Source organism: Polynucleobacter sp. AP-Sving-400A-A2 (assembly GCF_018688155.1).
In the GTDB taxonomy this organism is placed as follows: Bacteria; Pseudomonadota; Gammaproteobacteria; order Burkholderiales; family Burkholderiaceae; genus Polynucleobacter.
In genome coordinates, this window is the sequence record NZ_CP061312.1 from 964,957 (window position 1) to 986,508 (window position 21,552).

Consider the following 21,552-nt stretch of genomic DNA (forward strand, 5'->3'; position numbering starts at 1 on the left):
GCTTAGTTCACTAGCTTGGATTTATCAATGGGTGCCCTTTGCTTAAATACCAGCTCCAAGATGCGTCCATTAGACTCTAGGGAGCGCATTCTGCCAGGCAGCCAATCTAAGTCTCTCGCTAGCCAAATATCGACCTGACGCTTGAAAGGGCTACTTTCCCTCTGCATTAGTGCGTAATGGCGATTTACAGACTTTCCTAGGCTTGGAACATCTTCTGATACTACCTCTCCGTAGCTTTTAAATTGCCACATCTCGAGAGTGTCGTAGTCCACCACAGGTATGCCTCGGATACTGCCAGCCTCATCAATCTTATCGCTGCCATTGAGTAAAGAGGCCAGTTGAAAAAGTAAGCTAAAACGATCTTGAGTGCCCGGCAGTAGATCCGGAGTGAACTCTGGCTTTTCAGAGAAATACATCTTCCCTGCTCCACTCTGATCACGATCAAAACGAGAATAGCGCGGTGTTTTTGTACCTCGCTGGGTCCAGTAAATGGATGGCGCTATGCCGTAGGCATCGACAGTGCCTCTGGATTCAAAAATAAAGGGGCCGACAATAGCGTAAGGTATGTTGATATGCAACCTGTAATTATTGCCCTCAGTAATCCAGTCCAGTTGAGCGGATTGAATGAGTTGGCCATCGACATAGGCATCAAAATAATATGTGCCAGACTCAGGCAGGCGAAATGCCTGCCCAGATTGATTGCCGAATGCACCCTGTTCTCCCTTTCCCTGATCTGATAAAGGGTCTGCTGATACGGCGTTAGTTTGCTTGGGGGGCGCTTTTTTCTTTGGCGCCGTAGTCATCTGTATTTTCTTTGGAGGCTCGACCCGAAGCTCTGTTTTGATAATGAGATCTTCGGCAATAGGTGGAGCACTAGCAAAAGAAAAGAATGGAATCCCGAAAAACAAAATCAAGTGACCCAAAAGGGATAGAAAAATTGCAGCAGTCAGAATCCACAGAGATTTTCTGGGTACGAATCGAAATCGCTTGTCGATTGCATCCATCAAGACTTTAATGCTCGATAAAGTCGATTACTGCTGGCAAATGATTGGCATAGTCAGAAATTCCGTGATCACCACCTTCGAGGATCAGTTGTTTAGCGCCAGGATAAAAAGCTGCCATTTCCCTCCAATCTAAAAGCTCATCACCTTTTGCTGCAATTAAAAAATAACGCTCGGGATCAGTTATTAGACCCACTTGTAAGGCGCGTAATTCGTCGATGTACTTGGCCTTAAAATCAAATGGCTCTTCGCTGTCATAGGCAGTCATCATGCCAACATGGGGCTCTAATTCTCTAGCGGCATATACGGCAGGATTAAGGGCAATACCTTTGCATTGATATTTTTCTGCAAGGTAGTTGGTATAAAAACCGCCTAAGGAAGATCCGATGATTACCAGGCTATCGAATTTGGATTGATCGATATGCTTGACCACCATCTCCAGACTTGCTTTTGGAGATGCAAGCAACTGAGGGCAATACCACTCATAAGAATGGTCTGCCGATGTAAGTGCCCTCACCACCTCCCCAGTCATGACTGCCTTGGTTGAGTTTGGTGAAGACCGAAAGCCATGCAAATAAACAACCAAGGTTACTGCCATACTTCTTCCTCTAGCTTTTTTGACCTATTTCAAAATTAGCCATTTTTTCTAATGCTTTGACCATAGCAGAATGATCCCACGATTTTCCGCCATGTGCTGCACAGGAATTAAATAACTCTTGTGCGCTAGCTGTATTGGGCAAACTAACGCCTAGAGCCTTAGCGCTGCTGAGGGCCAAACTTAAATCTTTCTGGTGCAGCTCAATCCTGAAGCCAGGATCAAAGGTGCGATTGATCATACGCTCGCCATGAACTTCCAGTATTTTTGAGCTAGCAAAGCCACCCATTAATGCCTGTCTAACTTTCGCTGGATCAGCGCCTGCTTTAGAAGCAAACACCAAGGCCTCTGCAACAGCTTCGATATTCAAGGCAACAATAATTTGGTTTGCAACTTTAGTAACTTGCCCGGCACCGTTATCACCAACTAAGGTAATGTTTTTTCCCATCAAATCAAATACAGGTTTGACCTTGTCAAAGATGGCTTGCTTACCACCGACCATAATCGTGAGGCTTGCACCCTTTGCACCTAGCTGGCCACCAGATACAGGGGCGTCTAAATATTCACAGCCAAGATCATTGATGCGCTTCGCAAAATCTTTTGTAGAAATGGGAGAGATAGAACTCATATCAACAACGATCTTGCCCTTGCTCAGACCTGAAGCAATGCCATTCTCTCCAAAAAGTACTTTTTCTACATCGGGAGTATCTGGGACCATCGTAATAATGATGTCTGCCTTAGTCGCAACTTCTGCAGGAGTTGCGCAAAGAGCGGCGGCAGTATTAGCTAACTCATCCGGAACTTTACTGCGTGTGTTGATAAACAACTCATGACCTGCTGCGACCAAATGCCCTGCCATTGGCGCACCCATAATGCCTAAACCTACAAAGCCTAGTTTTAACTTACTCATCATTTATTTCCAAATTGTTATTAATTTATTAATATGCAGATCAACTAATATTACTGCTCGTATTGACCCATCCAATGTAGGCCAGCCTCAGTCGTTTTCAAAGGCTTGTATTCACAACCGATGTAACCTGTGTATCCAAGACGAGTTAATAAATCAAATAAGTAGCTGTAATTGATTTCTCCGGTACCAGGCTCATTACGACCTGGATTATCTGCCAACTGGATGTGCGCAATTCGATCAAAGTATTTTTGAATCGTATTGGCTAGTTCACCTTCCATACGCTGGGCATGGTAGATGTCGTACTGTAAAAAAGCATTATCAGCAGCAACTGCATCCAGTATTGCAATGCCTTGAGCAGTTTTAGAGAGATAGAAACCAGGAATATCAAATGTATTAATTGGTTCAATCAACAGCTTTAATCCCGACTTCTTTAGCTCAGCAGCAGCAAACTGTAAATTACTGACAAAAGTGTCATGAACCAATGCTGGATCAACTCCCTCAGGGGTCTTTCCTGCTAAACAGTTGAGTTGAGGTACGCCCAAAATACTAGCGTACTCAATCGCCTTGGCAACACCAGACCGAAACTCAGCAACACGGTCTGGGTGGCATGCAATACCCCTCTCCCCTGCATCCCAATCTCCAGCCGGTAAGTTATGTAAAACCAGCTTTAGGGCATTGTTATCTAAAGCGGATTTGATTTCGCTCGCTTCAAAAGCATAAGGAAATAGGAATTCAACGGCTTTGAAACCTCCAATTTTGGCTAGCGCAAAACGCTCCAAAAAAGGTTTTTCATTAAACAACATCGTGAGGTTAGCTGCAAACTTGGGCATTCCTATTCCTTAATAACAATCAAACTGGATGATACATGGGTAAATTCAAGGCAATGAAGCGATTACTCTAAAAGACCAGCGGCAACCAATCCCTCTGTACCAGCGGGATGACGGCAATCAATATCCTCAAATTCATTCACATTATTGATTTCTGTACCCATCGCAATGTTGGTGATCTTTTCCAGAATGACCTCAACTACTACAGGAACTCGATGCTCTTTAGCCATCTTTTGCGCTTCAATCAAAGCAGCATTGATTTTATTGGGATCCGAGACTCTGATAGCTTTGCAACCAAGCCCTTCAACGACCTGAACGTGATCAACTCCATAGCCCTTTAGGTTTTGATCGTCCACATTGATATTGTCAAAAGCTAGCTGCACGCAGTAATCCATCTCAAAACCACGCTGTGCTTGACGGATCAAACCTAGGTAACTGTTATTTACTAAGACCATTACTAATGGCAAGTTAAATTGTGCGCCAACTGCTAATTCCTCAATTAAGAATTGGAAGTCGTAATCACCTGCAAGTCCAACTACAGTCTTTGTTGTATCGGACGCCAATGCACCTAATGCAGCCGGAATTGTCCAGCCAAGGGGACCCGCTTGACCACAGTTAATCCATTGGCGAGCACCATAGACATGGAGGAATTGTCCGCCAGCAATTTGCGATAGGCCAATAGTAGATACATACACGGTATCACGACCGAATACGGAATTCATCTCTTGATAGACGCGTTGTGGCTTGATAGGTACATTATCAAAGTTGGTTTTACGTAGCATCAAGCTCTTACGCTCTTGGCAACGCTCAACCCACTCACTGTAGTTAGATAACTTGCCTTTTGCTTTCCATTCTTTGGCAACTTCAACAAATAACTCTAAGGCCGCTTTTGCATCTGAAACAATGCCGTAGTCGGGATTAAATACGCGACCAATTTGCGTTGGCTCAATATCAACGTGAATAAACTTACGATCTTTGCAATACACATCGATTGATCCCGTATGACGGTTAGCCCAGCGGTTACCGATACCTAAAACAAGATCACTGGCTAACAAAGTTGCATTGCCATAACGGTGTGAAGTTTGAAGGCCAACCATACCAGCCATCAATGGATGATCATCCGGAATAGTGCCCCAGCCCATCAGGGTTGGGATCACTGGAATACCAGTCAATTCTGCAAACTCAACTAATAGTGCATCTGCATCAGCGTTAATAATGCCGCCACCAGCAACAATTAATGGCTTTTTGGCAGACATCAACATTCCCAGCGCTTTTTCAATCTGCTTGCGGCTAGCCGCTGGTTTGTATACCGGCAATGGCTCATACGTATCGATATCAAATTCAATTTCAGCTAATTGAACATCAATCGGCAAGTCGATCAATACTGGGCCGGGACGACCTGAACGCATCACATGAAATGCCTGCTGGAAAACGCGTGGCACTAAGCCAGGCTCACGAACTGTTACAGACATCTTCGTTACTGGCTTAGAAATCGTCTCGATATCAACAGCCTGAAAATCTTCCTTGTAGAGACGGGCACGAGGAGCTTGCCCAGTAATACAAAGAATAGGAATAGAGTCAGCACTTGCGGAATACAGTCCTGTAATCATGTCAGTACCGGCTGGGCCAGATGTACCGATACAAACACCAATGTTGCCTGCTTTAGCTCTTGTGTAACCCTCAGCCATGTGTGAAGCGCCTTCAACATGTCGGGCTAGGATGTGTGTGATTGATTGACGTTCGCGTAATTGTGCGTAAAGTGGATTAATAGCAGCTCCAGGAACACCAAATGCAGTGGTGATACCTTCTTTTTCCATTACAAGAACTGCTGCCATTGCGGCTTTCATTTTGGCCATGATGTTTCCCTTGCTGTTTAAGAATGGATACATCATCAACACTTAATGATGAAATGAGAATGCCAGTCGGCATCATATGTGCTATTCCAAAATGGAATACCCCAACAAAATCGAGTTAGAATTCTAGAATGGATCGTATTCAGGGAATAGCCCTTTTTGTCCGAGTCGTAGAAACTGGCTCATTTAGCAAGGCTGCAGCCAGCTTGGGCATTACTCAGCCCACCGCAACCAAACACATCGCCTTTTTAGAAAAGCGTCTCGGCTCCCTTTTATTGCACCGCAGCACAAGAGGGGTCACACCAACGGAAATTGGTGAGATCTACTATGAAAAATGCAAGATCATTTCTAGAGAGCTTGAGGAGGCAGATAATCTGGCCGCCCTACTGCAAGGCGAGACGCAGGGTAAATTGATCATTAGCTCCTCTGTTGCCTTTGGGCGCCGTATATTGACTCCGCTTGTACTTCAGTTCATGAGTCAGAACCCAAAACTTGAGATACACCTGAGTCTTGAGGATCAATTTGTTAATTTGGTTGAAAGTGGTGTTGATCTTGCGATCCGCATGGGTCGCCTCGCAGACTCTTCTCTTGGCTCACGCTATTTAGGCTTAAATCCATGGGTCTTGGTAGCCAGCCCAGATTATCTAAGGCAGCACGGCACTCCGAGTCATCCAGAAGATTTGGCATCACATCAGGCCCTCATATATAGCTCAGTTCAAGATAATCACCGCTGGCACTTTAGTGGAGGTGATGGGGGGACAATCTCAATTCCTGTTAAAGGCCCGCTGTACTCTAATAACTTATCTGCTTTGCTCGCTGCAACGATCGGGAACATGGGCTTGGCTACCATCCCTTGGTACGTCGCTTATCACTCGATTAATAAAGGCACCTTACAGCCGATATTGACGGATTGGAGCCTGCCCTCCCAAGAAATCCACGCTGTATTCTCATCGCCTCGTTTAGTGCCGGGCAAGGTAAGTCAGTGCATAGACTGGTTGCAATGCCACTTCTCTGGAAACTGGTGGGAGCGACTGTAAACCAATTGCTTACAACTGAAACGTCACCCAAATCATCTGTGGGCTTACCAACAGATTTTTGCAACTGAAATACGCTAATATCGTTATAGATACTTAATATTAAGGAAAGTTATGAAAATTAAAATCGCCCAAATTACCCTGGTAGCGGCAACAATGTTGGCTAGTCCAGCACTGGTAATGGCTCAAGCACCTGCTGCTAATGCTGTAGTGGTGGATGCAGCTGTTACCGATAACATTTTCCAGTTGTATGAAGGTACTGTTACGAAGATTGATAAGAAAACACGCACTATTTTCTTTAAAAATAATGAAGGTGAATCCAAGTTCATTGCTGGCCCTGAAATTAAGAGCTTTGATCAGATAAAAGTAGGTGACCGACTCAATGTGACCTATGAACTGGCTGTTGCCATTGAATTGATTAAGACTAAGAGTGATGGTGTTCGTAGCAAAGTGGAAACCTCACAAGAAGTAGCCTCTAAACCAGGTGAAAAGCCAACTCGTACCATTACGAACACCACGACCATCATCGCTGATATCGTGGCTGTAGATCGCGCTAAGAAATTAGTCTCGGTTAAAGGCCCGAGCGGCAAGGTCACTGTTGTTACCGTAAAGAACCCGCAGTTGCTAGCAGATGTTAATGTTGGTGAGCAGGTTCGAGTTATTTACTTTGATGCGATGGCTGCATCGATTACGCCTCCAAAGAAGAAGTAATTTAAAAAGAAATAGGTATTGGCAGGGATTTCATTTGAGCATTCGCATCTATCTGATCCTCGCGTTCATCGTTTTACTATCGGCGTGCGCCAACACAACTCGCTCGGGAGCTGTTGGCGTTAACCGATCCCAATTCATGATGGCTTCTTCTGAAGAGGTCAATCGTCTTTCTGCGGTGAGTTATAACGAGCAGAATCAAAAAGCAAAAGAGAAAAATATACTGGTCACTTCTGGCCCTGCCTATGATCGATTGAAGTTCATTGCAAATAGGTTAATCCCGCAGACCGAGGCATTCAGAGATGACACCAAGCAATGGGATTGGCGGCTAACACTTATCGATGCACCCGTTCTGAATGCTACCTGTGCACCCGGCGGAAAGATCACTTTCTACACCGGAATTATTGAGCAGCTGAATTTAAATGATGATGAAATTGCAGCCATCATGGGCCATGAAATTGCTCATGCCTTAAGAGAGCATGGTCGAGAGCGCGTATCCCAAGCGGTCGTACAAAATGTATTGGTCAATATTGCCATGGCAGTAGCTGGTCCTTATGGTTCCGCAGTGAGTGCTGCAAACCAGGTTGCCCAATATGCAATTATTTTGCCTAACTCCAGAGAGAATGAATCAGAAGCGGATGCTATTGGATTAGAGCTTGCAGCAAGAGCGGGATACAACCCTATGGGTGCAATTAGCGTTTGGCAAAAAATGTTGAAGGCAACCAAAGGTAAAAGCTCTCCAGAATTCTTATCCACCCACCCTTCTGGTGAAACCCGAATCGAGCAACTCACTGCGCTCATGCCGGCAGTTGAGCCTTTATATAAGGTGGCAGCAAAACCACCACCTACGAAAAAGCTTTAAAAAGATTGAGTAGTTAAGAAGATTTCTAAAAAACTGTTAATTATTTTTTAGCACTTAATTTAGCCATTATTTGCATTCTTGAATCAGATACTCTAGCAATCAATACAGCCCTATATCGCTCACGTTGCAATTTTTCAATCAAATAAATAACCGTAAAGAATAAGACCGAATAAATAAAAAGATTCAGAATATCAAGCATGGTGGGTAACTCGAAACTATTAAACGGCGGTATAAAAAAATAATATGCCAAAGCCATTCCAATAATAGCGGTCATAGCTGCTGGCTTCCAACCAAACTTGTAAGCAATTATAGTGGTGTTGAATAGAAAAAATAATATTGGGAACTGGGTAAGCATTAATGGATGGAATTGATAACGCATAAAAAATGCAGCCAGGGTTCCAAGCAATGCATATCCATAGACAGAAGGAATATTAGGCGTCCATGCCCGTGAATTTTTTATTTGCATTTGGATTACACTCTCTTAAAGCTAACTACCAATTAAAACCATGTCCAATGAAGTGAATGATCTTTTCGAGGAGTTTACCCTAGGAACTTCAGGTATGGCAGTAGTATTCCTGCCTGGCCTTCAGGGCTCCATGTTGGAGTTGGGATCGATCCCCAAAGTAATCAAAAAATTAGGGCATACCTCTTGTATTCCCATAATTCATGGCTACTCTGCTCAAAGTGGCTTTGACACATTTGATATTTGGCTCTCTGAATTAGATGCGGTAGTCAATGTACTGCTTGAAAACCACGATCAAGTGTGTTTAGTTGGCTTGAGCATGGGTGCAACACTAGCAATAGCCTACGAGGCTGATTATCAAAAGAATCTACCAGTAGTAGCCCTCTCCCCTGTTTTTGCTTTTGATGGTTGGAGTGTGCCTTGGTACTACCCATTACTTTGTATTGTCTTCAAACTTGGCATCACGAATTGGCACTATAAAGAATCTCAACCTTACGGCTTGCGTAACCCTGAAGTACGTCGTCGTGTTGCAAAACAAATCTTAGAGCAAGAAACTACAGAAGTGGGATCAGCCTCTCTCTCAGCAAAACATTTATATCAATCCTTACGCCTGATTGAATTTGCAAAAAAAATACTTGGTGATTTTCGATCTGATATAAAAATTATTTGCTCTATTGATGATGATGTAGTTGCACCAACAACCATTGATTGGCTCTCTAAGAGCATCAGCTCTTCAACTTGTAAGATTATTTGGCTTGGGGGCTCTTATCACATCATCACCTTAGACAATGAACGTGAGATAGTGGTTAACGAATCCGTAGAATTCATTCAAGAATCATTTTTTAAGCGCAAGGCAATAGTTGAATACAGCAACGATGCTAAACAATTAATAATTCGTGATCGCATCATTGATTAATCTATTTAAAACGATAGGCAAGCGCCATAAACACCGTATCCTGAAATGAACGAGTGAGGACTGGACTGTTATTGACTCCAGAACCTAGCCATTTTCGTTTTCCGTATAAATTAATGTACCAATCATCTGCTACTGGTATTTCAAGTAAAAAACCTGCCAATGGGTTATTTGAAGCAGAGGCTGAATATGCTCGATACCCAGTAATTTGAGCCTCCGCAGGAGTAACACCATAGTAGTAGTTCGCAAAAGAGCCCGACTGACGTTCCATTCCTACTTGCGGGTAGAGGACTACTTTGCTAATCAATTCGATTTCTGCAAAATAATTAACTTCAAGGAGATTGCCTTTCGATTGACCAAAGTCATGATAGGCATTCAAAAAGAATGCTCCAATAGGTGTATCTTGAAATGTTCCAATGCCAATAGGTACCTGATAGCCTTTGTTAATCGTTTGACCGTTAATGGTTGATTTGACCTTGTAGGAATCAGGATCGACTTTACCTACGATTTCAAGAAATCCAAACCCGACAGGCAGAGTTTTAAAGGCCAACTGGTCAATGCGCATGGCAAAGCGCTGGTAGTCAAAAAATCCATAGGGTAAGGCCATTGATTGGCTGCCAGAGCTACCGATGTTTAGATTAGTGCTGTACACAGCAGCTCCGATATCACCCACAATACGATCTGGAATTCCGTTTGGAATATCAGTATCCATGCTATTTGCAGCGTAAGCCAAAGAAGCGATTGATAAAAAACAAAGTAATATCAAGTTTGCAATTAGTTTTACAGGTTTAATCATGTCGACAATCTAACATGAAAGAGGACCGTCAGTATCAGCAGCTAAACCACTCAATGGAAGTAATATGACTAACCCATTAGAAATCATTACAAAATTTGCCCAATACATAGTATTGAGCGCTCTTCTTTTTGTAAGCTATAGCAATGCACAATCAACAGACCCAGCACTTGGTATTTGGAAAACGATTGATGAGAAAACAAATCAACCCAGTTCATTAATTCGACTGGATGAAAAAAATGGTGAATTAATTGGTACTGTTACTGAGTTAATTCCCACTCCTGGCGAAACACTGGTAACTCACTGTAACTTGTGCAAAGATGAGCGAAAAGGCAAACCCATTATTGGAATGATCATCATGAAGGGCCTTAAGAGATCTAGCCCAGGCGTTTGGTCGGGCGGAGAGATTTTAGATCCCGAAGAAGGTGAGATTTATAAAGTAAAAATCACTATGGTCAATGACAAAACATTGGATGTCAGGGGGTATATTGGCATTCCATTATTGGGCAGAACCCAAACTTGGATTCGTTAACCTTTACTGCGAATATCAAAGAAACTTCGCAGTACGCAAATTACTATGGGGTAACTTTGGGTGAATAAACATAAATCAGGCTCATTATTGGTTTAGTAGAAATGAAAAAAGCCCCTGATGCAGGGGCTTTCTAAACTTACTTGGCGGAGCGGACGGGACTCGAACCCGCGACCCTCGGCGTGACAGGCCGATATTCTAACCAACTGAACTACCGCTCCAATTACATCGCTTGCTACTTGTGTCACTTCTTACTACCCACAACTAGCCAAAATTTTTGGCGTCCCCAGGGGGATTCGAACCCCCGTACTCACCGTGAAAGGGTGATGTCCTAGGCCTCTAGACGATGGGGACCTGGACTGCTACTAAAACTAATTCTGCCATTCTAAATGCTTGGTGGAGATAAGCGGGATCGAACCGCTGACCTCTTGCATGCCATGCAAGCGCTCTCCCAGCTGAGCTATACCCCCGTAATCTCGTTAAAAACCTACAAGACACTCAAAACAATCCAAGATTTTATCCTATTTTTGTAGGAGGAGGCAAGTTCTGGTTTAGACCACCTTGGAAAGCCTTGCTACTGCCTCATTCTTACCCATCACTAACAAGACAGAATCAATGGCTGGCGTCTGTGTGGTGGCAAATAAAGCGTAACGTACAGGCATTGCTAATGCTGGCATTTTAATTTGATGCTTGGCTAGCACTTCTTTAAAAGCTGACCCATAAGCCGCTTTTGTATGTTCAGCAGATTGAATGGCTTCAATCAAATCCTTCAAAGCGGGAATGATTTCAGCTGGGATATTTTCTGCAATTTGTTCGCTGTTATGGGCAGGTGCTGGTAGATAGAAGAGCTTTGCTCCTTCGGCGATTTCAATCAGCGTATTGGCGCGATCTTTTAGTAGCGCAACAACTTGCACAAAGTCCGGGCCATTTTCTGTATCGATGCCAAGCTCATGTGCAAATGGCTTAGTTGCATCTGCCAGTTTTTTTGGATCTGCATTCTGAATATATTGATGGTTTAACCAGAGTAATTTTTCAGGGTTGTGTTGTGCTGGTGATCTACCTAGACTGCCTAAGTCAAACCAATTCACAAACTGCTCTTTAGTGAAGATCTCTGCATCACCATGTGACCAACCTAGCCTTGCCAGGTAATTCAAAATAGCTTCAGGTAGATAGCCTGCTTTTTGATAATCGCGCACGCTCATAGCGCCATTACGCTTACTCATTTTTTCACCAGAGTCATTTAGGACCGTTGGTAAATGGGCGTATACCGGTGGTGTGCCACCAAGCGCTTTCATGATGTTAATTTGGCGTGGCGTGTTGTTGACATGGTCATCACCACGAATCACATGGGTGATGTTCATATCAAGGTCATCCACTACAACACAGAAATTGTAGGTTGGCGTGCCATCAGGACGAGCAATCACGAGATCATCCAACTCATCATTACTGATTTCGATCTTGCCCTTAACAGCATCTTCCCAAATCACAGATCCACCGATGGGATTCTTGAAGCGGATTACTGGCAGAACACCTTCGGGTATAGATGGCAGAGTTTTGCCCAGCTCAGGACGCCATTGGCCGTTATATCGCGGCTTTTCTTTATTGGCCATTTGTTGATCACGTAGCTTATTGAGTTCTTCTTCACTCATGTAGCAAGGGTAAGCAAGACCAGCATCGAGCATCTGCTTCACAACCGCACGATAGCGATCAATACGCTGCATTTGATAAATTGGACCTTCGTCTAAATCTAGTCCAAGCCAGGCCATGCCTTCAATGATGACGTCGACAGCTTCCTGTGTGGAGCGCTCTACATCGGTATCCTCAATCCGTAAAATAAAGTCGCCTTGATTATGGCGTGCAAAAGCCCAGGGATATAAAGCGCTGCGAAGGTTGCCCAAGTGAATAAAGCCCGTTGGACTGGGGGCGAAACGTGTTCTGATATGCATAATTAGCATTATCTCAGGTCAGCTTTAGATTTGATTATTTGGCACTCTGATCGTCAAAAAAGTGGATACTTTCACATATGAACGAATTACTTGTATTTATATGTGATGGTGCCCCGGTTCGCGGGGAGATTGTTTCTATTAGCAGTGCTTGGCAGGCAGTATTAGAGCGTCGTAATGACCCCCCTGTAGTCAGGCGAATCCTGGGTGATTTTGTGGGTGCAGCGACCCTGTTGAGCGCCAGCCTCAAATTTGATGGGACGCTGATTATTCAGGCTCAAAGTAAAGGCCCCATTCAGCTTTTGGTGGTTGAGTGCAAGTCCGACCTGACCATGCGAGCTACCGTAAAGCTATCTGTAGTCCCCGCCAGCATTGATCCTAACGCCACTCTGGGAGAATTATTAGATGCCGACAATACTGGGCGTCTAGTAATCACCCTAGACCCATCTGACCGTCAACCAGGTCAAGCGCCCTACCAAGGGATCGTGGCGCTTCAAGAGCACCGCGGTACTGTTATCAAGCCTGTTACCAGCGCTGCCGAAGCGATTGCTCTTTACATGCAAAACTCAGAACAATTGGACACTCGCATTTGGCTTGCATCCAATGACACCCATGTCGGTGGATTACTGTTGCAACGCTTGCCAGATTCAGGGGGTCATGCCCATCTCGATCCTCAACTTGCCGCTGAAGGCTGGACCAGAATTCAGACGCTGGGTGAAACCATTACCAATGAAGAGTTACTCACGCTTTCACCGGACACAATCCTTCGCCGGCTATTTCTGGAAGAGTCCACTGAAAGCGGTGTCCGAAGCTTCCCGCCTCGCCCTATTCGCTTTAGCTGCCGCTGTTCACGCACCAAGGTGGCCGATATTCTCAGGATGTTAGGTGAAGGAGAAGTTGAAAGCATTCTTGCAGAGCAAGGGGCAGTAGAAACTGAGTGCGATTTTTGTGCAAAGGCCTATCGCTTTGATGCGGTTGATTGTAGGCAGGTCTTTAAAACAGACTTATTGGCAGATGCTACGAGACCACCCTCTAGTGGGCATTAAGCAATTTTATGGCTCAGTTATTGCTCAGCTATTGCTCAGTTATTACTTAGTTACTGTTTCGTTGCAGTAGGCTTTACGCCATCAGCAGCATTCGAGGCAGATTTTTCGCTTGGTAGGATTTGTACAAAGAATTCACCCTCTTTAAGCATGCCATGCTCTACCCGAGCCCGCTCTTCAATCGCGCGGGTACCATCTTTTAAGTCCTTCACATCACCAGTGAGTTTGGCATTACGCAAACTCAACAGACTATTTTTAGCCTGCTGCAACTCAAGCTGCTTCTCCATCTCGTACACCTTCAGCCATCCACCCTTACCCAGCCAAAGTGGGTACTGTATTGCAATTAGCAATAGCAGCATTGAGTAGATGACAAGGCGCATGAGCTAGCTAGTTTGTGACTAGCGTTTCAGGTTATAGAAAACAGATTTGCCTGGATAGCTAGCAACATCACCCAAATCCTCTTCTATGCGCAATAACTGGTTGTACTTGGCAATCCGGTCAGAGCGCGACAAAGAACCGGTCTTAATTTGGCCAGCATTCGTACCAACAGCAATATCCGCAATGGTGTTGTCTTCTGTTTCACCGGAGCGATGCGAAATGACAGCCGTGTAATTAGCACGCTTCGCCATTTCAATCGCAGCAAAGGTCTCAGTTAAAGTGCCAATTTGATTAATCTTGATCAGGATGGAGTTAGCAATACCTTTCTCAATTCCTTCCTTAAGAATACGAGTATTAGTAACGAAGAGATCATCACCAACCAATTGAATCTTCTTGCCCAATTTTTGAGTAATGTCAGCCCATCCATCCCAGTCGCTCTCATGCATACCGTCCTCAATCGATACGATTGGGAATTGGTCGGCTAAGTTACCAAGATAGTCTGAGAATTCGCTTGAAGTCAGTTGCAAGCCTTCCCCTGCTAGGTGGTACTTACCGTCTTTATAGAATTCACTAGCAGCGCAATCTAAAGCCAGTAGGACATCTTCACCAGCCTGATAACCCGCACCTTCAATTGCCTTCATAACGGTTTGCAAGCACTCTTGATTGCTCTTGAAATTAGGTGCAAAGCCACCTTCATCGCCAACAGTTGTTGGCATACCTTGAGAACCCAGAATCTTTTTTAATTCGTGGAAGATTTCAGCGCCACAGCGCAGTGCTTCACGGAAGCTTTGCGCCCCCACTGGCATCACCATAAATTCCTGAATATCAAGACTATTATTTGCATGAGCACCGCCATTGACAATGTTCATCATGGGGACTGGCAACTGCATACCGCCTGATCCTCCAAAGTAGCGATACAAAGGCAAGCCAGCTTCTTCTGCAGCAGCGCGTGCCACGGCCATAGAAACGGCCAAGGTTGCATTAGCACCCAAGCGTGCTTTGTTATGCGTTCCATCTAGTTCGATCAAGGTGTGATCAAGGAATGCTTGTTCACTTGCATCAAGACCTAGGATGGATTCAGCAATCTCAATATTAATATTCTGCACAGCCTTGAGAACGCCCTTGCCTAAGTAACGCGCCTGATCTCCGTCACGTAGCTCGATCGCTTCTCGTGAGCCTGTTGATGCGCCTGAAGGCACTGCAGCTCGCCCCATCACACCCGATTCAAGCAATACATCGCATTCCACTGTGGGGTTACCACGTGAATCTAAAACTTCTCTACCGATGATGTCAACAATGGCGCTCATGCACCTTCTCCTAAATTAAATGAATATGGGGTATTACTTAAAGCTATCTTCTAAAAATGATCCAGGCTTCTTCACAACGGAGTCAACTGCTACTAAAGACTCAAGTAATTCTTTCATGCGGTTCAAGGGCACGGCATTTGGGCCATCAGAAAGTGCTTTAGCTGGATCTGGATGCGTCTCCATAAATAGACCGCTGATGCCTACTGCAACAGCAGCACGTGCTAGAACAGGAACAAATTCACGTTGGCCGCCACTGGCATTGCCTTGACCACCAGGAAGCTGCACTGAATGGGTGGCATCAAAAACGACTGGCGCCTTTGCTTCACGCAAAATAGCCAAACTACGCATATCAGAAACTAAGTTGTTGTAGCCAAATGAAGCGCCTCGCTCGCAAACCATAAATTGATCTGGCAGATTGACTTCTTTAGCTGCTGCACGTGCTTTATCGATCACGTTGAGCATTTCATGAGGAGATAAAAATTGCCCCTTCTTGAAATTCACTGGTTTGCCACTTTGAGCGCAAGCGCGTATGAAATCCGTTTGCCTGCACAAGAAAGCGGGCGTTTGAAGCACATCCACTACTTTAGATACGGGCTCAATTTCACTAATGTCATGGATGTCGGTCAAGACCGGCACACCGATCTCGCGCTTCACACGGGCCAGAATCTCCAAACCCTTTTCCATACCTAAGCCACGGAAAGAAGTTCCAGAGGAGCGATTGGCTTTATCAAAGGAAGACTTATAGATGAATGGAATACCAAGCGCACCGGTAATCTCTTTGAGTTGACCTGCGATATCCAAGGCGGACTGCTCAGACTCAATGACGCAAGGACCCGCAATCAAAAAGAAGCGATGGTCTAAACCAACATCAAATCCACATAACTTAAATATGCTCATGCGTTTCTCCTAGGCGGCTTGCTTTTGAGTTGCGGCTTGATGAACTAATGACGCCTCTATAAACGCAGAAAATAATGGGTGCCCATCGCGTGGAGTTGAAGTGAACTCTGGATGGAACTGCACACCAAAGAACCAAGGATGCATAGAGTTGGGCAATTCCATCATTTCAGGCAAAGACTCATTTGGAGTTCTAGCAGAAATAATGAGGCCAGACTTCTCAAGACGAGGAACATAAATATTATTGACCTCATAGCGATGACGGTGACGTTCATTGACCTCATTACCATAAATCTCATGAGCCAGAGTTCCAGCCTTAACGGGGCAACGTTGTGAGCCAAGGCGCATGGTTCCCCCCAGATCAGATTCATTGCTACGCTTCTCAACTCGACCTTCGCGATCAACCCACTCAGTAATTAATGCAACCACAGGATTTTCAGTCTCCGGGTCAAACTCAGTGCTATTAGCCTGAGCAATGTTGGCAACATGGCGAGCAAATTCGATCACGGCCAATTGCATGCCCAAGCAAATACCTAGGTATGGGATATTATTTTCACGGGCATAACGAATGGCAGCAATCTTGCCTTCAGTGCCGCGCTTACCAAATCCACCTGGTACCAAAATGGCATCTAAATTTTGCAGGCAATCGATACCATCTTTTTCAATCACTTCAGAATCAATGTAGTTGATGTTGACGCGAGTGTGATTATGAATTCCAGCATGACGCAAAGCTTCGATCAATGACTTATAAGATTCAGTTAACTCAACATACTTACCAACCATGCCAATAGTGACATCATGTTGCGGGTTGGCTAACTCATAAACCAAGTTTGCCCAAACTGATAAGTCTGCAGGTTTAGCCTCAATATCCAATTCGCGACAAATCAAGTCATCCATACCTTGCGCTTGCAGCATCTCTGGAATCTTATAAATAGTGTCGACATCCCAAACTGAAATTACTGCCTCTTCACGTACATTGGAGAAAAGAGAAATCTTAGCGCGTTCATCTGCTGGAATCGGACGATCTGCGCGGCATAACAGTACCGTAGGCATGATGCCGATTTCACGTAATTTTTGTACGGAGTGTTGGGTGGGCTTAGTTTTTAACTCACCGGCACTACTCAGATAAGGCACCAGAGTAAGGTGGATAAAGGCACAGCTATGCCTTGGAAGACGAATGCTCATTTGTCGAGCGGCCTCTAAAAATGGTAGTGACTCGATGTCACCAACAGTGCCACCGATCTCACAAATCGCAATATCAGCCTGACCATCGTGACTTGCTTTAGCGCCCCGCTCTATAAAAGCCTGTATCTCATTCGTAATGTGTGGAATTACCTGGACAGTTTTACCAAGGTACTCGCCACGCCGTTCTTTACTGATAACAGACTCGTAGATCTGTCCGGTAGTGAAGTTATTGCTCTTACGCATCTTTGCAGAAACAAAGCGCTCGTAGTGCCCAAGATCGAGATCGGTTTCAGCGCCATCTTCAGTAACAAAGACTTCACCATGTTGAAGCGGGCTCATTGTCCCTGGGTCAACGTTGATATAAGGGTCTAATTTTAGGAGGGTGACTTTCAGGCCGCGGGATTCGAGAATCGCGGCAAGCGAGGCAGCTGCGATTCCTTTCCCTAGAGAAGAAACCACACCACCAGTGACAAAAACGTATTTGGTCATCGCTTAAGCTCTGTTGGAAATGGCAATTATAACGACAGCGACCGAGTCATTAAAAATTCTTTAGAAGCCCAATTAATCAGGGGTGTTGATTGAGCTTATTTAGGCTGCAGCAACTTTTTAGATTTGTATTTTTGTAATGTGAAATGATTTGCGACTCTTTTAACATCTCTTTAATCTGATCAGATCGCCTTTTTTCCATGACATTAAGCTCACAATTGCTGAGTCCAATACCCAAGCTGATGGGTAATTGCCTAATTTTTAAGCAATAAAGGATATTTTTGATGATTAAGTCTTATATAAGACATGAATTAGCAATTACAATAGACTCACAAAGGGACAAACCCTGCTTAGTCATACTGTTGATAACTCTTACCCAATAGGAAATACGATGCTAGAAGCCTACAACGCTCAAGTCGCTGAACGCGCAGCCCTGGGAATTCCGGCCCTCCCCCTTTCTAAAGATCAGACCGCTGAATTAGTAGGTTTGCTTAAAAATCCACCAAAGGGTAAAGAGTCCGAATTAGTTGAGTTGATTACTCATCGAGTGCCCGCAGGTGTTGATGAGGCAGCGAAGGTTAAAGCGGAGTTTTTGGATGCCATCGCCAAAGGAACAGAGAAGTCTCCTTTGATTTCACGCATTAAGGCAACTGAGCTCTTGGGTACCATGCTAGGTGGTTACAACATTAAGCCTTTAGTTGAGTTGCTTTCGGATGCTGAGTGCGCAGGAGCTGCAGCAAATGCATTGAAAAAGACCTTATTGATGTTTGACTACTTCCATGATGTTCAGGAATTGGCAGAAAAAGGCAATGCGCACGGTAAGGCAGTGATGCAAAGCTGGGCAGATGCTGAATGGTTTACAAGCCGCACAGCTGTTCCAGAAAGTATGAAGCTCACTGTATTTAAAGTGACTGGTGAAACCAATACGGATGATTTGTCCCCTGCCCCTGATGCATGGAGCCGTCCAGATATTCCATTGCACGCAACCATCATGTTGAAAAACCCACGTCCAGGTATTGAGCCAGACGAGGTTGGTGTGCGTGGTCCGATGAAACAAATTGAAGCCCTCCAGAAGAAAGGCAATCAAATCGCCTATGTAGGTGACGTAGTGGGAACTGGATCCTCACGTAAATCCGCAACGAACTCCGTGTTGTGGTGGACCGGCAAAGATATTCCCTTCGTTCCAAACAAGCGCTTCGGCGGTGTTTGCTTGGGCAACAAGATTGCCCCAATATTCTTTAACACGATGGAAGACGCGGGAGCATTGCCAGTAGAGCTCGATGTTTCCGATATGAATATGGGCGACGAAATTGAACTACGTCCATACGAAGGTAAAGCCTTTAAAAACGGCAAAGAAATTACTTCCTTCTCATTGAAGTCACCAGTCATCCTGGATGAAGTTCGTGCGGGTGGACGCATCCCTTTGATCGTCGGTCGTGGCCTTACTGCTAAAGCCCGTGCAGCACTGGGCTTACCTGCCTCTACAGAATTCCGTATTCCAGTTAGCCCACCTGATAACAAAAAAGGCTTTAGCTTGGCACAGAAGATGGTCGGTCGTGCGTGTGGCCTACCTGAGGGTCAAGGCGTTCGCCCAGGTACTTATTGTGAGCCACACATGACTACCGTAGGTTCGCAAGACACTACTGGTCCAATGACCCGTGATGAATTAAAAGACCTTGCTTGCTTAGGCTTCTCCGCTGATTTAGTCATGCAATCTTTCTGTCACACCTCTGCTTATCCAAAGCCAGTAGATATTCGTACTCATCATGAATTACCAGCGTTTATGACTAACCGTGGCGGTGTTTCATTACGCCCAGGTGATGGTGTAATTCATAGTTGGTTAAATCGTCTGCTCATGCCAGATACTTGTGGAACTGGTGGCGATAGCCATACTCGCTTTCCCATCGGGATCTCCTTCCCAGCCGGCTCTGGCTTAGTTGCTTTTGCTGCCGCTACTGGCGTAATGCCTTTGGATATGCCTGAGTCTGTATTGATACGCTTTAAAGGCAAGATGCAACCCGGCATTACTTTGCGCGATATGGTGAATGCAATTCCTTTGTATGCAATCAAAAAAGGTTTATTAACAGTTGAGAAGCAAGGCAAGAAAAATATTTTCTCTGGCCGTATTTTAGAAATTGAAGGTCTGCCTGACCTGAAGGTTGAGCAAGCATTTGAATTATCAGACGCCTCAGCTGAACGTTCTGCTGGCGGTTGCGCCGTTCAATTAAATAAAGAGCCAATTATTGAATACATGCGATCTAACATCACTTTAATGAAGTGGATGATCGCCAATGGCTACGAAGATAAGCGTACTTTAGGCCGTCGCATCAAAGCAATGGAAGCCTGGATTGCTAAGCCTGAGTTACTTAAGGCAGATGCCGATGCAGACTATGCTGAGATTATCGAAATCGATATGAACGAGATTAAGGAGCCGATCTTAGCCTGCCCTAACGACCCAGATGATGTGAAGTTCTTATCCGAAGTGTCTGGCGAGAAAATCGACGAGGTATTTATTGGTTCATGTATGACTAACATCGGCCACTTCCGCGCTGCTGGTCAAGTTCTTCAGGGCAAAAAGGATATGCCTACACGTCTTTGGATTGCGCCACCAACTAAGATGGATCAGATGATTCTGACTGAAGAAGGTTATTACGGCATTTTGGGAGCTACTGGTGCTCGTATGGAAACTCCGGGTTGCTCACTCTGCATGGGTAACCAGGCGCAGATCCGAAAAGGCTCGACAGCAGTTTCTACTTCGACCCGTAATTTCCCGAATCGCTTAGGTATTGATACTCGAGTTTACTTAGCTTCAGCCGAGCTCTCAGCCGTAGCTGCACTCTTGGGTCGTCTGCCAACTCCGAAAGAATATTTCGAGCAAGTGGAGTCCTTAAATGCTAAGGCTGGCGAAGTTTATAAGTATATGAACTTCGACAAGATTAAGTCATTTAGCGATGTTGCTGACACAGTCACAATTTGAGTCATATCTTCCCTGAATCTTAGGACAACAAAAAAGGCGATCAGTTGATCGCCTTTTTTCTTATTTAACTTTCCTTAAATAAATAGTTTATTTTCTTGATGCGCATTTTCACGATTCAATCCAGATACCCAGGTATTGGTTGGTAAGTCCGTTTTTTGCATAATCAGCTTGGCGCGCTGTGAAACCTCTTTCCACTCCACATCGAGTTGTGGACCTTTAAAGGCAATTGCAACAACATTGCAATCATGCGATTCTGGAAATAAGAGCACTCGGTTATCAAATGCTTCGCAAATGTTATTGAGATTAATATTAAAACTCTTATGGCGAGAGAATAAATTCACCGTTAATACGCCTGGCGATCTCAGGATATCAAAACAGCCCTTATAAAAGTCTAAGGAACTTGCAGATGGGCCATCACATATTGCATCATAAAGGTCGACTTGGACTGCATCATAGTGATTTTGATATTTAGCATTCTTCACAAAGGCTTTTGCATCAACCTGAAGAGTCTCAAGACGCCTATCATCAGATGGCGTGAAGAACATACTTCTAGCAGAAACAATCACAGCAGGATTGAGCTCAACTACGGTGGTTTTGACCGCAGGACAATAGCGATGCGCAAACTTAGTCAGAGCGCCGGTGCCAAGGCCAAGTTGAGCAATGCGCATACCTGGCTTTGTCTCTAGAAACAATAACCAGGCCATCATCTGCTGGTTGTATTCCAGATAAATCTCATCCGGGTCGCGGATGCGCATGGCGCCTTGAATCAACTCACTACCAAAATGCAAGTAACGAACCCCACCACTCTCGGAAAACGTCACTGGCTCCATAGCCATGGATATGTCTGCCAT

At 44.7% G+C, this 21,552-nt stretch carries 20 protein-coding genes and 3 tRNA genes; 7 read left to right on the plus strand and 16 right to left on the minus strand.

The window, feature by feature from the left end:
- Window positions 1-2: 2 nt before the first annotated feature.
- From C2758_RS05150 to gcl, 5 genes are all read right to left on the minus strand, one after another.
- Complete coding sequence (locus tag C2758_RS05150) at window positions 3-1,004, minus strand: DUF3108 domain-containing protein (protein WP_215329899.1); 1,002 nt, start codon at window positions 1,002-1,004, stop codon at window positions 3-5.
- 7 nt (window positions 1,005-1,011) lie between these two features.
- Window positions 1,012-1,599, minus strand: coding sequence for a YqiA/YcfP family alpha/beta fold hydrolase (locus C2758_RS05155; protein ID WP_215329900.1), 588 nt, complete (start codon window positions 1,597-1,599; stop codon window positions 1,012-1,014).
- Window positions 1,600-1,609: 10 nt separating this feature from the next.
- A complete protein-coding gene (gene glxR, locus C2758_RS05160; protein WP_371817711.1) occupies window positions 1,610-2,506 on the minus strand; it encodes a 2-hydroxy-3-oxopropionate reductase in 897 nt (298 codons plus the stop codon).
- 50 nt (window positions 2,507-2,556) lie between these two features.
- Window positions 2,557-3,336: a hydroxypyruvate isomerase gene (gene hyi, locus C2758_RS05165; RefSeq protein ID WP_215329902.1), complete on the minus strand. Its 780-nt coding sequence runs from the start codon at window positions 3,334-3,336 to the stop codon at window positions 2,557-2,559.
- 62 nt (window positions 3,337-3,398) lie between these two features.
- Complete coding sequence (gcl, locus tag C2758_RS05170; RefSeq protein ID WP_215329903.1) at window positions 3,399-5,189, minus strand: glyoxylate carboligase; 1,791 nt, start codon at window positions 5,187-5,189, stop codon at window positions 3,399-3,401.
- A 128-nt stretch (window positions 5,190-5,317) separates the two neighbouring features.
- Between gcl and C2758_RS05175 the strand changes: the two genes are divergently transcribed.
- From C2758_RS05175 to C2758_RS05185, 3 genes are all read left to right on the plus strand, one after another.
- Window positions 5,318-6,223: a LysR family transcriptional regulator gene (locus C2758_RS05175; protein WP_215329904.1), complete on the plus strand. Its 906-nt coding sequence runs from the start codon at window positions 5,318-5,320 to the stop codon at window positions 6,221-6,223.
- Between the two features lie 111 nt (window positions 6,224-6,334).
- Window positions 6,335-6,931 carry a hypothetical protein gene (locus C2758_RS05180; RefSeq protein ID WP_215329905.1) on the plus strand — a complete coding sequence of 199 codons (597 nt, stop codon included), beginning with the start codon at window positions 6,335-6,337 and terminating at the stop codon, window positions 6,929-6,931.
- Window positions 6,932-6,965: 34 nt separating this feature from the next.
- Window positions 6,966-7,790, plus strand: coding sequence for a M48 family metallopeptidase (locus tag C2758_RS05185; protein WP_251369271.1), 825 nt, complete (start codon window positions 6,966-6,968; stop codon window positions 7,788-7,790).
- Window positions 7,791-7,830: 40 nt separating this feature from the next.
- Here the strand turns inward: C2758_RS05185 and C2758_RS05190 are convergent, their stop codons facing one another.
- A complete protein-coding gene (locus C2758_RS05190) occupies window positions 7,831-8,256 on the minus strand; it encodes a DUF4118 domain-containing protein (RefSeq protein WP_215329907.1) in 426 nt (141 codons plus the stop codon).
- A 40-nt stretch (window positions 8,257-8,296) separates the two neighbouring features.
- Between C2758_RS05190 and C2758_RS05195 the strand changes: the two genes are divergently transcribed.
- Window positions 8,297-9,169 (plus strand): carboxylesterase, encoded by an 873-nt coding sequence (locus tag C2758_RS05195; RefSeq protein WP_215329908.1) that lies wholly within the window; start codon window positions 8,297-8,299, stop codon window positions 9,167-9,169.
- 1 nt (window position 9,170) lies between these two features.
- Here the strand turns inward: C2758_RS05195 and C2758_RS05200 are convergent, their stop codons facing one another.
- Window positions 9,171-9,962 carry a MipA/OmpV family protein gene (locus C2758_RS05200; protein ID WP_215329909.1) on the minus strand — a complete coding sequence of 264 codons (792 nt, stop codon included), beginning with the start codon at window positions 9,960-9,962 and terminating at the stop codon, window positions 9,171-9,173.
- A gap of 64 nt (window positions 9,963-10,026) precedes the next feature.
- Between C2758_RS05200 and C2758_RS05205 the strand changes: the two genes are divergently transcribed.
- Window positions 10,027-10,491, plus strand: a complete 465-nt coding sequence (locus C2758_RS05205) for a DUF2147 domain-containing protein (RefSeq protein ID WP_215329910.1) — start codon at window positions 10,027-10,029, stop codon at window positions 10,489-10,491.
- A 141-nt stretch (window positions 10,492-10,632) separates the two neighbouring features.
- Here C2758_RS05205 and C2758_RS05210 read toward each other — a convergent pair.
- From C2758_RS05210 to gltX, 4 genes are all read right to left on the minus strand, one after another.
- Window positions 10,633-10,709, minus strand: a tRNA-Asp gene (locus C2758_RS05210).
- 57 nt (window positions 10,710-10,766) lie between these two features.
- Window positions 10,767-10,842 (minus strand) — tRNA-Glu (locus C2758_RS05215).
- Window positions 10,843-10,882: 40 nt separating this feature from the next.
- A tRNA-Ala gene (locus C2758_RS05220) sits at window positions 10,883-10,958 on the minus strand.
- A gap of 81 nt (window positions 10,959-11,039) precedes the next feature.
- Window positions 11,040-12,443 carry a glutamate--tRNA ligase gene (gltX, locus tag C2758_RS05225; protein WP_215329911.1) on the minus strand — a complete coding sequence of 468 codons (1,404 nt, stop codon included), beginning with the start codon at window positions 12,441-12,443 and terminating at the stop codon, window positions 11,040-11,042.
- A 68-nt stretch (window positions 12,444-12,511) separates the two neighbouring features.
- Here gltX and C2758_RS05230 point away from each other — a divergent pair, with 68 nt between their 5' ends.
- Entirely contained in the window at window positions 12,512-13,477 is a 966-nt protein-coding gene (locus C2758_RS05230) for an Hsp33 family molecular chaperone HslO (RefSeq protein ID WP_215329912.1), read from the plus strand.
- A gap of 50 nt (window positions 13,478-13,527) precedes the next feature.
- Here the strand turns inward: C2758_RS05230 and ftsB are convergent, their stop codons facing one another.
- The 4 genes from ftsB to C2758_RS05250 are packed head-to-tail and all read right to left on the minus strand — an operon-like array spanning window position 13,528 to window position 17,727.
- Window positions 13,528-13,854: a cell division protein FtsB gene (ftsB, locus tag C2758_RS05235; protein WP_215329913.1), complete on the minus strand. Its 327-nt coding sequence runs from the start codon at window positions 13,852-13,854 to the stop codon at window positions 13,528-13,530.
- Between the two features lie 18 nt (window positions 13,855-13,872).
- Window positions 13,873-15,159: a phosphopyruvate hydratase gene (gene eno / locus C2758_RS05240; RefSeq protein ID WP_215329914.1), complete on the minus strand. Its 1,287-nt coding sequence runs from the start codon at window positions 15,157-15,159 to the stop codon at window positions 13,873-13,875.
- Between the two features lie 33 nt (window positions 15,160-15,192).
- Window positions 15,193-16,056: a 3-deoxy-8-phosphooctulonate synthase gene (kdsA, locus tag C2758_RS05245; protein ID WP_215329915.1), complete on the minus strand. Its 864-nt coding sequence runs from the start codon at window positions 16,054-16,056 to the stop codon at window positions 15,193-15,195.
- Between the two features lie 9 nt (window positions 16,057-16,065).
- Window positions 16,066-17,727, minus strand: a complete 1,662-nt coding sequence (locus C2758_RS05250; protein ID WP_215329916.1) for a CTP synthase — start codon at window positions 17,725-17,727, stop codon at window positions 16,066-16,068.
- A 388-nt stretch (window positions 17,728-18,115) separates the two neighbouring features.
- Between C2758_RS05250 and C2758_RS05255 the strand changes: the two genes are divergently transcribed.
- Window positions 18,116-20,701: a bifunctional aconitate hydratase 2/2-methylisocitrate dehydratase gene (locus C2758_RS05255; RefSeq protein ID WP_215329917.1), complete on the plus strand. Its 2,586-nt coding sequence runs from the start codon at window positions 18,116-18,118 to the stop codon at window positions 20,699-20,701.
- A gap of 74 nt (window positions 20,702-20,775) precedes the next feature.
- Here the strand turns inward: C2758_RS05255 and C2758_RS05260 are convergent, their stop codons facing one another.
- A complete protein-coding gene (locus tag C2758_RS05260) occupies window positions 20,776-21,552 on the minus strand; it encodes a spermidine synthase (RefSeq protein WP_251369272.1) in 777 nt (258 codons plus the stop codon).

What these genes read in the sequence shown, in the direction of transcription:
- C2758_RS05180 (WP_215329905.1), top strand. Translation starts at nt 6,335, where the DNA reads ATGAAAATTAAAATCGCCCAAATTACCCTGGTAGCGGCAACAATGTTG.
- C2758_RS05175 (WP_215329904.1), top strand. Translation starts at nt 5,318, where the DNA reads ATGGATCGTATTCAGGGAATAGCCCTTTTTGTCCGAGTCGTAGAAACT.
- C2758_RS05195 (WP_215329908.1), top strand. Translation starts at nt 8,297, where the DNA reads ATGTCCAATGAAGTGAATGATCTTTTCGAGGAGTTTACCCTAGGAACT.
- C2758_RS05230 (WP_215329912.1), top strand. Translation starts at nt 12,512, where the DNA reads ATGAACGAATTACTTGTATTTATATGTGATGGTGCCCCGGTTCGCGGG.
- kdsA (WP_215329915.1), bottom strand. Translation starts at nt 16,056, where the DNA reads ATGAGCATATTTAAGTTATGTGGATTTGATGTTGGTTTAGACCATCGC.
- C2758_RS05250 (WP_215329916.1), bottom strand. Translation starts at nt 17,727, where the DNA reads ATGACCAAATACGTTTTTGTCACTGGTGGTGTGGTTTCTTCTCTAGGG.
- gltX (WP_215329911.1), bottom strand. Translation starts at nt 12,443, where the DNA reads ATGCTAATTATGCATATCAGAACACGTTTCGCCCCCAGTCCAACGGGC.
- C2758_RS05260 (WP_251369272.1), bottom strand. Translation starts at nt 21,552, where the DNA reads ATGGCAGACATATCCATGGCTATGGAGCCAGTGACGTTTTCCGAGAGT.
- C2758_RS05255 (WP_215329917.1), top strand. Translation starts at nt 18,116, where the DNA reads ATGCTAGAAGCCTACAACGCTCAAGTCGCTGAACGCGCAGCCCTGGGA.
- hyi (WP_215329902.1), bottom strand. Translation starts at nt 3,336, where the DNA reads ATGCCCAAGTTTGCAGCTAACCTCACGATGTTGTTTAATGAAAAACCT.
- glxR (WP_371817711.1), bottom strand. Translation starts at nt 2,506, where the DNA reads ATGAGTAAGTTAAAACTAGGCTTTGTAGGTTTAGGCATTATGGGTGCG.
- gcl (WP_215329903.1), bottom strand. Translation starts at nt 5,189, where the DNA reads ATGGCCAAAATGAAAGCCGCAATGGCAGCAGTTCTTGTAATGGAAAAA.
- C2758_RS05200 (WP_215329909.1), bottom strand. Translation starts at nt 9,962, where the DNA reads ATGATTAAACCTGTAAAACTAATTGCAAACTTGATATTACTTTGTTTT.
- C2758_RS05150 (WP_215329899.1), bottom strand. Translation starts at nt 1,004, where the DNA reads ATGGATGCAATCGACAAGCGATTTCGATTCGTACCCAGAAAATCTCTG.
- C2758_RS05155 (WP_215329900.1), bottom strand. Translation starts at nt 1,599, where the DNA reads ATGGCAGTAACCTTGGTTGTTTATTTGCATGGCTTTCGGTCTTCACCA.
- ftsB (WP_215329913.1), bottom strand. Translation starts at nt 13,854, where the DNA reads ATGCGCCTTGTCATCTACTCAATGCTGCTATTGCTAATTGCAATACAG.
- eno (WP_215329914.1), bottom strand. Translation starts at nt 15,159, where the DNA reads ATGAGCGCCATTGTTGACATCATCGGTAGAGAAGTTTTAGATTCACGT.
- C2758_RS05205 (WP_215329910.1), top strand. Translation starts at nt 10,027, where the DNA reads ATGACTAACCCATTAGAAATCATTACAAAATTTGCCCAATACATAGTA.
- C2758_RS05190 (WP_215329907.1), bottom strand. Translation starts at nt 8,256, where the DNA reads ATGCAAATAAAAAATTCACGGGCATGGACGCCTAATATTCCTTCTGTC.